This window comes from Rhodococcus sp. P3_B8 (assembly GCF_056402775.1).
On record NZ_JBFUGT010000603.1, the window covers coordinates 1 to 1,606 of the forward strand.

1 protein-coding gene is annotated in these 1,606 nt (G+C 67.7%); it reads left to right on the forward strand.

Annotated elements, in window-relative coordinates:
* Nucleotides 1-658 precede the first annotated feature (658 nt).
* Entirely contained in the window at nt 659-1,057 is a 399-nt protein-coding gene (locus AC1D1G_RS44990; RefSeq protein ID WP_477956916.1) for a Clp protease N-terminal domain-containing protein, read from the forward strand.
* The last annotated feature ends 549 nt before the right edge of the window (nt 1,058-1,606 follow it).

The following is a 1,606-nucleotide window of genomic DNA, read 5'->3' on the forward strand; positions in this document are numbered from 1 at the left end:
GGGTCCAGTGCGAGAGCAGCCACGTCATGTCCGCGGCGATGAGATGCTCGGCGTCGTCGGGATCGAGGAACTCCACCCACTCCCGAGCGAAGTCGAGCCCAACCTCGGGGCTCGGCGTCATCTTGTCCGACGGCCCCGGAATACCTGCTGCCACAAACCCCACGGTAGCCGACCCACATAACAAACAAGGACTGATCCGATCCCCGTCCGAAAGCGAACGACGCCCGACCCGAATCTCGCCGACACCCCCATGAAGACCACCGCCGTGATATCCGGTCGGTCACCCCCGGACCCGGTGCCGCGCAACGGAAGCAACGCTCATCGGCACGGCCCAAGACGTCCGGCACCCGGTCAGCCCGCGAGGACCGTTTCAAGAGCCCGGCGGGGCGCGGCTACCCCATGTGGAAGCGCAGCTCCCGGTGTGGCCCGGTGCGAAATTCGCCGGACCTGTGGACGCAGGTCCGGGCTGTTCCACGTAGCCCGCGCTGCGCGGCCCACGCCTGCATGCGCTCCGAGATCACCCGGGGCCGCAACCGAGCGACGACCCATCCTCACCGAGGCGACTCATCGTTGCAGGCTCAGCGCCCCCACACGGAGACTGGAAGGGCGCCAGCTCTCCACCCCCGCGCAGGGCACTCGCCGAGGGAGTGATCAAACGGTGTTCGACAAATTCAGCGACCAAGCACGCCACGTCGTCGTGCTCGCCTCCGACGCGGCCCGCACCCACCACCACAACCACCTCGGCGAACACCTCCTCACCGGCATCCACGCCGCCGGCGGCCCCACCGGTGCCACCCTGGGGAATCACCGGCCCCCACCTCGACACCGCTCTCGACGAGATCCCCGCCTACCCGAACACCGACCCCGGATGTGCCGGTCCCCCCTTCACCCCGACCCTGAAAAGACCCTCGCCCAAAGCCTGCGGGAAGCCTCCCTACTCGGACACGACACCATCGGCACCGGCACCCGAATCCTCACCCACCTCACCACCATCAGCCCACACGAGATGCGCGACCGCCTCCAAGAACTCGCCGAACACCCCCAACCCCACGAGTAGACCCGCACACCCCAGCGACATTCTTGTGGTCGGCCGCAGTCCCGGATCGGGGGGCAGCGCCTGCAGGAGGTCGGCGAACGGAACCTGTCGGCGGCGGTCACGCAGACGTGCGGGTGGCCTGCCCACCGCCCCATTCCACTCGGTGATGATCTCGCTGGTCGGGGGGTACGGGTCTCTGCTGCGCGTCCGCTCGGAGCCGACAACAACGATGTGTCGTGCGCGTTCGAGTTGCTCACYGGCGCCGATCTCGGGTCCGAGCCCATCTCATTGTCTGACGAGGCCCGCGGTTTCCGGATCCGGGTGCTCGCCGCAGTCGCCCAGGACCCCCCCCGTTACCTTATTTACGGTCCTTCACAGAAGGGCTACGGTCGCCAGACCCGGTATGACTCCTTGCCCCTGTCTCTCGCATGATCCGGGGGGTGGTGTCGCCGGGTGTGGTGGCGTCGACGGACCGCTGATAGGGACACGGCCAACCGAAATTGGGTAGGTCTCTTTGTAACGTGGGTGCCGGGCGTCGATGCCGGATCGGCGACCGGCCGACCGAGACAC